The organism is Variovorax sp. WDL1 (assembly GCF_001541225.1).
Classification (GTDB): Bacteria; Pseudomonadota; Gammaproteobacteria; order Burkholderiales; family Burkholderiaceae_C; genus Variovorax.
Window position 1 is genome coordinate 6339 of the sequence record NZ_LMTS01000328.1, and the last position, 8033, is coordinate 14371.

Here is an 8033-nt window from a genome sequence, read left to right on the forward strand (position 1 = left end):
TGCACACGATGGAATTCCGCGGATGGCAGCTTGGCCGCCGGAGCCTGGGCTGGTGCTGGAGCTGTTGGGAATTCAGGCTGATTGCGCCACCGATCATGTCATTCGGTAACTCATAGGTTATTTCCCATTGATCATCGGGATGACGATTTTTTTTCGGCTTCTGTCAAAATCCGGATGTTTTTCATTGACAAAAGTTTCAGTAGTTGAGATAGCTTGTTGTTCAACAGCATTCAACTCAAACCCTCGTGTGCTCGCACATGGAGCTATTATTAGAAAACCACTCGCAGCCAAAACAATCTTGATCGGCAAATCCATTTGCCTCACATCCTCACGACTATCAAGTGGCTTTTCTGCTGATGTGAGAAGAAGGAAGCGGGGAGCTATTGCAGAGGCAGAACCTTCAATTGAACTTGCGCCCCATCCGGCAAGTCCCGAAGTTGAAGCCAAAGGTCGCCGCGATATCGAATTCCTTTGATAGCATCCACGGCGTAAAGATTAGCTACGTCGTAGGCTCCGCCCAAAATAATAGGAATCTTCGGCAAGAGCTGTTTACCCGCCGGAATTGGGCCATTAATCGATTGTCAAGAATGAGCAAATGACCCATAAGCTAGGGATACTTTAGAAGAAGCTTATTCGCCCATTCTTCAATCGACCCTGCGATCTCTTCGGCTTCACCCGACTCTGGATCGAAGGAAACCACCACATCGTCTTTGATAGCAAACTGAACCCCAAAGATATCTTCCGCAAAGAAGATAAAGCCGTCGCTGCGCCGCCCGCCGCGGTGTACTGGTTCAGCCCATTGCTGGTGTAGCTCTTGGCCCCCGGCGTGGCCCCGCTCCACTGGTACAGATTGTTGGTCCAGGCGACGCTCTTGACTTCTCTCAGCTGGTTGCGCGTGTACGTGTTACGCACCTCCTGCGACGGTGAGGCCAGGAAGTTCTTCAGGGTGGCCAGGGCGCCCTGGTTGTCGTAGCCGCGCTTTCCGTGATCACGACAATGCGGCCGTCACGGCTCGGTGCTCAGTGCGTGAATCAGGGAAGTCCTCGTCCGATCGTGACGGTCCGTTCTGGATGATCCTCTACAGTCATTGCGCTGTCTTTGACGTGCCCTACCGATCTATAGATGTCGACGCTGAAGTTGCTCCTCACGTTCTGGACAGAGCTGTTTCAGCACATTCTCGATCCTGAAGTCTTCCGCAAGGACCAGGATCGTTGCGCCATGGACCGGCTCGATCTCGAGCAATGCGAGCGCTCCCTCTTGGACGCGACTCAATTTCTCTCGAAGAGCAGGCCACTCCAAGTCCAACGCGCTCGGCTCTTTCCCCCGCATCAAAAAGAACAAGCGTCGCGCAACCTCAAGGCCTTCGCAATTACTGCTATCCGCCTCGTATCGGCTCACTCGATCAACAATGTTCGAGAGCCGCATTTCATTCACAACGAAATCATCGACGCCGGTCGCTACGATTCGCACTTGGTCCTTGCTTTCCCAAGCGCATGTCAACTCGATGCAGATTTTCTTGCCCGCCGAATCAACGTGGACGGCGTCAATAGTCGCCTCAACCAAAGAGTCCCAGCTGCTCATATCCTCTTGCTTCGGCCACGGCGAATAATCACGCCCCGGATGCTCCCGAACCCCGTTCTGCCATTCATGGATATGGGCCGCTCATAGCTTTGATGTGGCTTGTCGTAGTCCCGCATTGGCCTGCCGTGTGCGGCGCCGCTGGCCTTCCTTTGTGCCGCCTTGGGATACGTCCTTCTCTTTACCCTTGGCGGCCCCATCAATCAACTTGGCCGCCATAGCCCATGAGGCCGCCATTCAATTCACGCGTGTCAATCAATCTATTTCAAGATTGATATCGAGATTACACAAAATTTTCAGCTCCGCAACAACAAGCAATTCACCTTCTCCATCCAGCGTGCAATAAATGCTCTTTTCAATCGAAGAAAATAAAGAATCACTCATCAAGTCTGGGCTTTTCAACAAAATATCTTGAATAAGGCGTATCGCCTCCGTTAGTGATTCGATTTTTTCAGGAAATTTGAGTATGCAGTAAGAGTTTTTGTAGTTTCCTGGCAGCCGCACTCCGTCAGGAGTAAACCTAGGATCATCAAAACGCCAAATTCTTGCCACATCCAACGATATTTTTTTGGCAATTGCAGACAAATCTGCAGTCGGGTGTTTTAATTTAAAAGAATAATGATTTGACATAGATTCACCTATTAAGAAGAGAATCCGCTGGGCCATGATCGACTGCGCGCCCATCGGGATCGCTCGTGATGACATGCCCATCTGGGCTGATGCCTGTCCAATCCCTGGGGCCAGCGCCCACATTGCCCTTGATGTCGTGAACGTCCTGTCGCCCCCATCCGGATTGGTTGATGGGAATCGTGCCACGTGGGGCATCAGAGGGCCTTGTTTCGTTTGCCGGCCTTGCAAATACAAGATTGTTGACCCAATCATTCATCTGGCTGAGCGCTTCAGAGGCCGCAGCGCCTCCCCGCGCGAGCGCACTGCTGCAAGCTGGTGTGGCTTGACACGCATACAGTGCAACTCCCGCTGTGATCACAGGCACCGCAACAGCAGCATTGGTCCTGATCATGTTGGGATCGGAGCCGCTGCCGATGACGTAGTCTGCCTGCCCCGATGCGCTACCAGCTCCTCCAACGCCAGCACCCAGCGCCGCTGCCTGGCTGGCTTTCAATCCGGAAGGGTCCGTCCTGTTCGCTGGGTTGTTGCCCACATAGGCATACAGGTTGACATCGTCCTTGTAGCCAATGGGATCGGTCTGCAGGAACCTGCCCAGGCTCGGCGAGTAGAAGCGCGCCTTGTAGTGATACAGCCCCAGATCGCCGATGAGCTGCTGGCCGGTGTACCGGAACCTCGGCCCCGTCGTCGTGTTCGGCTCGCCGAAGAGCCCTCCCCGCCGCGTCGTATTCGGCAATCAGGTTCGTCGAGTCGTACAGCAGATTCGCCGTGTTGGCCCCGATGACCGTCTGCCGGAGTCTTCCCTCGGCGTCATAGCTCAAGGTCGCTGCAGTGCCGGTCTTGCTCGCCGTCTTCAGCCGGTTGTCCAGTCGTAGCCATAGCTCCAGGTGCCATCACTCGTGAGATTCCCGTTGGCGTCATAGGCATGGGCTGCACCGCCCGCCGCGGTGTACTGGTTCAGCCCATTGCTGGTGTAGCTCTTGGTCCCCGGCGTGGCCCCGCTCCACTGGTACAGGTTGTTGGTCCAGCTCACCTTCTTGAGCTCTGTCAACTGGTTGGACAGACCCACCCGACGTTTCAACCCTCCGCACACCACACCGCAAGCGCCGAATAGTTGTCCTGATCGCTGCGCCCGGCTTGCTCCACACCCGCTTCGAGCCGATCGAGCCAGGCCTGGACGCCGCTGCAGCCGGCGAGGCTGCGCGCCATCGCGAGCTCGTCGAAGGCCGACCAGAGGCCGTCGGTACACAGCAGCAGCGCATCGCCAGATGCGAGTACCTGCGGCGCTTCCAGCGTCTCGAAGTCGAAGCCCTCGGGCGAGCCGAGCGCCGAAGTCAGCTGCCCGGAAACAGTGCCGGCCGCGCTCAGGCCGGCGTCGCGCAAGCGCTGTTCGAGGGTCTGGTCGCGCGTGCGCCCGAGCAATTGGGCGTCGCGCCAGCGGTACAGGCGCGAGTCGCCGACGTGGGCCCAGAGTGCCGCGCCGCTCTGCAGGTCGAGCAGCAGCACGACGATGGTGGTGCGCATGTCGGCCGTCAGCGTGCCGGCGACCTGCTGCGCGACGACAGCGCGATTGGCCCCATGGACCAGCCACTGCAGCGCGTTCACGCTGACCTCGGGGTGGAGCGCAAAGGCTTCCAGCACGTGCGTCACCGCGGCGCGCGATGCCGTCTGCCCCCCGCCATGGCCGCCAGCGCCGTCGCACAGGACGGCGACGAGGGACCCCGCGCCTTCCCAATAACCGAAGGCATCCTCGTTGCGCTCGCGCCGCCCGGTTTGCGACAGCGCGGCGAGCGAGACGCTCAACGCACGCTCGGCCATGGCGCCTCCGGCGATGTGGGGCCCGGGTCGCGGCCGGTGTCGCGGCCAGCGTCAGCGCCAACGTCGGGATCAAGGCGCGACTGGGCCTCGTAGGCACGCAGGAATTCGCGGCCGAAGATGGTCTGGAAGTCATCGTCCAGGTGCTCGAGCAACTGGGCGTGCTGCAAGCGGTGGCGTTGCCACAGGGCGGCAGCGCGAAACAAGGGAAGGCGCGAGATGCCATGCGCCGGGCCCTCTCCGTTCTCGGCGGCCTCGGGACCCAGCCGGGAGAAGAGCTCGAACACCGCCGCGCGCATGCCCGCCACCATTGCCACCTGGTGGACCAGCAGGTCGCGATGCGCATCGTGCAACGCCGCCACGGGATCGAGGAAGCCGGGGCTCGCCTCGCGCTGCAGCATTCGACTCAGCGCTTCGGTCGCATCCGGCGAGAACTTGAGGGGATTGTTCTGGCGTGGCGCGATGCGCGTGCCCTCGGCGCGCATCTGGCGTTTCGTGATGGCGCGGCTTTGCAGCAGCGCGAGCGTGCCCTCGGCCGTGGCCCGCAGCAGCGCGCCGAGGTGTTCCATCCATTCGGGCGTGAGCGGCGCGGCCTCGGGGCCCAGGCCGGCGCCGCGGGCGAAGGCGGCTGCCAGCTCATTCAGTTTCGGCGGCATGTCTACCGGATGACGATCGCCGCGCCTGGCCGCTGCCGGCGGCGGCGCCTCCGAAAGGGGCGCCGGTGCCGTCGAATCGGCTGCCTCGGCAGCCGCGGCTGCGGCGTGCGGGGGCGGCGGTCCCGGCGGCATCGAGGATGCACCGGACACCATCGGCGTACCCGTGCGCACGACATGCCGGCTGGTCTGCCACGACACCACCGCGCTGGGTGCCGCCGCCTCAGCCTCGGGCAGAGCTGCAAGCGCCGGCAGCGGGGACCCGGCCGCGAGCGGATCGGGCGCGTCTTCCAGGTCGAACCAGCGATCCAGGCGCGAGCGCTGCGCGGCCGTCGCCGCCGCGGGCTCGACGGCGAGCTCGAAGCCGCCGATGCGCAAGCGGTCGCCCACCAGCAGGGCCCGTTCGCCGCCCGGGTCGAGCTGCATGCCGTTCACCCACAAGGGCGCGCTGCTGCTGACACAGCGCACGCGTGTGCCCTGCCCGACCGCGATCACTTGCGCGTGCTGGCGCGACACCAGGCGCAGCGGGTCGGCCAGCACCAGGGCGCAATCGACGGAGCGGCCGATCGTGAGCCCCTCGGGCGGCATCGGCAGCGCCGTCGCATCGGGTTCGGTGGCGCCGGGCCGGCGCGTGACACGCAGTGCGATCACGGCGGCGCCTCTGGTTCAGCCGAGCGCACGCCACAGGTCGGCCTGCACACGCCGGGCATCCATGCCCGGCGTGAGCTGCTCGACCACGTGGGCGACGAACTGCTCGCGGGTTTGCGACTTCGCGGCGCAGCGCTTGGCGACGACGCGTGCGATAGGCCCCATGGAGGCAAGGAGGGCGGCGGCCGCCTTGTCGACATCGCCCTCGCGCATCGGCACGCCGGTCGGCGCTTCGCGCCTGTCCTGCGTGGGCTGGGACTGCGTGCCAGTGGACGGGACCGTGGTACCGGTGCGGGTGGGCGGCGCACCGGCCTTGGCCAGGAAGCGCTCGCGTGCTTCGAAATCGTCGATGGCACCGGCGACGGCCTGGCGCACTGCCCCGAGCGAGGTCAACCCGCGGGCAGCGCGGCGCACCAGCACCCGCGCCACCGGGCCGACATGCTGGGCCAGTTCGCGCTCGACCTCGGACAGCGCTGCGGTGTCCCATCCGGTGGGCACGGGGACCGACGGCGGGCTGGTGACGGGCTGCGGCTTGGAGGGCGTCAGGGGTGTCGTCGCCGGATCGAGGGCCGGCGGCACCGATGCCACGCTTGCGCGGGAGGGCGCGGAAGGGTCGCGCTCCTTCGCTGCGGCCGGCGCTGTCTCGACGCCCCTGAGCCGGGGCGGGAGCAGGATGTCGGGGGGGAGGACATCCGGCACCGGCTCCGTGGCGAGGGCCTGCAGGGCGGCTCGCATCGCCATGGCGGTCGCATAGCGCTGCGCCGGGTCCTTCGCCAATGCTCGGTCGAGCACTGCGTCGAAGGGCTCGAGCCCGGGGTCGTTCGTCACTTCGCTCAGCGGCTTGTGCGGCTCGTAGACGATCTTGTACATGATCGCCTCGTCCGTGCCGACGAATGGCGTCGTCCCGCTGAGCATATGGTAGAGCAGCACACCCGCCGAGAACACGTCGACGCGCCGGTCGACGTCGCTGTTGGTGTACTGCTCGGGAGCGATGTAGCCGGGCGACCCGATCACGGAGGTGCCGCGGGTGAGGTTCGACGATTCGGTTCGTGCGATGCCGAAATCGGTGATCTTGAGGCGCCCGTCGTCGGCCACCAGCAGGTTCGCCGGCTTGATGTCGCGGTGCACGATGCCGCGCTCGTGGGCATAGTGCAGCCCATCGAGCAGTTGCAGCATCAGGCACAGCACCTGCGGTATCTCGAGCTTGCGCGGCGCGTGGATGTAGTCGCGCAGGTTCCGCCCGGCGACGTACTCCATGACGATGTAGGCGCAGTCGTTGTCTTCGCCGAACTGGTAGACCGGGACGATGTTGCGGTGCGTCAGCCGCCCTGCCGCCTTGGCTTCCACGCGGAAGCGCGCCACAACGCTCGGGTCATCGTCGCTCGTCTCGAGCAGGCGGCGGTGGATCGTCTTGATGGCCACCGGCCGGTCGATGGCCGGATCGTGCGCCAGGTACACCATGCCCATCGCGCCCGAGCCGACCACGCCGCGGATCGGGTATGGACCGACATGGGTGGGGACGGGCGCGGACATTGCAGCGATGAACCTCAGGTCTCGAGCATTTTGATGGCGTGGTCGAGGCTGTGGCGCATGCGCGCAAACGCTTGCCCCAGCATCCCGATCTCGTCACGCCCGTGCGTCTTGAATTCCGGGGCGTCGAGCTCGCCCAGGCTGACGCGGTTGGCCAGCTTGGACAGTGCCGTCACCGGGCGGATGACGAGCAGGTAGAGCATCAGGTTCAGCACGATGCCGATCGCGACGAAGATGCCGATGAGCGAGGCCATGAAGACCTTGAACGCCTGTTCTGCCCGCGCCAGCGGCACCGCCATGGGCACCGACACGACCTGCGCGCCGATCACCTCGTTGAGCTGCCAGCCGAAGCCGTTGGCCTGACCGTACTTGTCGATCAGCGTGCGCGGCGCCGCCTCGACGGTGCTGTGGCATGCCAGGCAGGCGGCGTTCGTGATGCGCAACGGGCGCGCGATGTAGAGCGAGCGCCCGGTGCCCGACTCGCGCTCGCCCACGAACTCCTTCTTGTCGCCCTGGGTGCGGAAGCGGTTCACGATGTCGGCTTCCCAGTCGGCCGCCCGATCGCGCGGGTTGGTCGGATTCAGGGTCGCTTCCTTGTAGGTGTAGTCGGGGAAGGTCTTGGCCAGCGTTGCCAGCACTTCCGTGGCGGAATAGGCCGGCACCGTCTGGGGCAGGAAGGTGTACTTCATCTGCGTCTCGAGCAGCGGGCGGATCTGGTCGTTGGTGTAGGTGCGCACCGCCGACGCCTTTTCCATGGTGAGGCGAGCGTGGTTGAGCACTTCCTCCTTGGCGTTGTTTTGCAGCAGGTCGTAGGACACCTTGCCGGCGCCGAGCACTCCTGCGATGAAGACCACCAGGAAGATCAGATTGAACTTGAATAGAAGGCGCATGAGGTTCTCCAGTCCTGGCTGTCCGTGACGCTTGAGTTGCAGCAGGATGCGGGACGGTTCACTAGGGTTTGCCCGCCCCGCCGCCGGATCCTGCTGCTGCTGCTGCGGCGGCGGCCGCTGCGGCCTCGCGGGCGCGCCGGCGCTCCGCCTCGCGGGCGCGTCGGCGCTCGGCCTCTTCGGCCATGCGCCGCGCATAGCCTTCGGGGTCTGCATAGGGCTCCCATTCGGGGTGCCGCGGCAGCTCGGCCTTGGCCGCCGCGCGGAAGGCCGGATCGGCGGCTGCGCGCGGCCG

The 8033-nt window shown here is 63.9% G+C and carries 10 protein-coding genes and 1 pseudogene; 2 read left to right on the forward strand and 9 right to left on the reverse strand.

The window, feature by feature from the left end; translation table 11 throughout:
- Window positions 1-127: 127 nt before the first annotated feature.
- Window positions 128-475, forward strand: a complete 348-nt coding sequence (locus tag APY03_RS45120) for a hypothetical protein (protein ID WP_232324561.1) — start codon at window positions 128-130, stop codon at window positions 473-475.
- Window positions 476-607: 132 nt separating this feature from the next.
- On the opposite strand, the gene APY03_RS43020 is transcribed toward APY03_RS45120, so the two are convergent.
- Window positions 608-841: a hypothetical protein gene (locus tag APY03_RS43020; protein ID WP_068685569.1), complete on the reverse strand. Its 234-nt coding sequence runs from the start codon at window positions 839-841 to the stop codon at window positions 608-610.
- A 281-nt stretch (window positions 842-1122) separates the two neighbouring features.
- On the opposite strand from APY03_RS43020, the gene APY03_RS42135 reads away from it, so the two are divergent.
- Window positions 1123-1668: a hypothetical protein gene (locus APY03_RS42135; RefSeq protein ID WP_157103520.1), complete on the forward strand. Its 546-nt coding sequence runs from the start codon at window positions 1123-1125 to the stop codon at window positions 1666-1668.
- 165 nt (window positions 1669-1833) lie between these two features.
- On the opposite strand, the gene APY03_RS42140 is transcribed toward APY03_RS42135, so the two are convergent.
- From APY03_RS42140 to APY03_RS37625, 8 genes and pseudogenes are all read right to left on the reverse strand, one after another.
- Entirely contained in the window at window positions 1834-2403 is a 570-nt protein-coding gene (locus APY03_RS42140) for a hypothetical protein (protein WP_232324562.1), read from the reverse strand.
- A gap of 307 nt (window positions 2404-2710) precedes the next feature.
- Window positions 2711-2941 (reverse strand): annotated as a pseudogene (locus APY03_RS45125) (RHS repeat-associated core domain-containing protein); the annotation flags it as partial.
- 117 nt (window positions 2942-3058) lie between these two features.
- Entirely contained in the window at window positions 3059-3274 is a 216-nt protein-coding gene (locus tag APY03_RS45130) for a hypothetical protein (protein WP_068685572.1), read from the reverse strand.
- An 8-nt stretch (window positions 3275-3282) separates the two neighbouring features.
- Entirely contained in the window at window positions 3283-4023 is a 741-nt protein-coding gene (locus tag APY03_RS45135; protein ID WP_068685574.1) for a PP2C family protein-serine/threonine phosphatase, read from the reverse strand.
- Window positions 4005-5324, reverse strand: coding sequence for a type VI secretion system-associated FHA domain protein TagH (tagH, locus tag APY03_RS37610; RefSeq protein ID WP_068685576.1), 1320 nt, complete (start codon window positions 5322-5324; stop codon window positions 4005-4007). Before tagH ends, APY03_RS45135 begins: the two co-directional genes overlap by 19 nt.
- Before the next feature lie 15 nt (window positions 5325-5339).
- Window positions 5340-6854, reverse strand: a complete 1515-nt coding sequence (locus tag APY03_RS37615) for a serine/threonine-protein kinase (protein WP_068685578.1) — start codon at window positions 6852-6854, stop codon at window positions 5340-5342.
- 14 nt (window positions 6855-6868) lie between these two features.
- Window positions 6869-7741, reverse strand: a complete 873-nt coding sequence (locus tag APY03_RS37620; RefSeq protein ID WP_068685580.1) for a Tll0287-like domain-containing protein — start codon at window positions 7739-7741, stop codon at window positions 6869-6871.
- Window positions 7742-7802: 61 nt separating this feature from the next.
- Window positions 7803-8033, reverse strand: a 231-nt coding sequence (locus APY03_RS37625) for a hypothetical protein (protein ID WP_443082868.1), incomplete at its 5' end; no start/stop codon positions are given.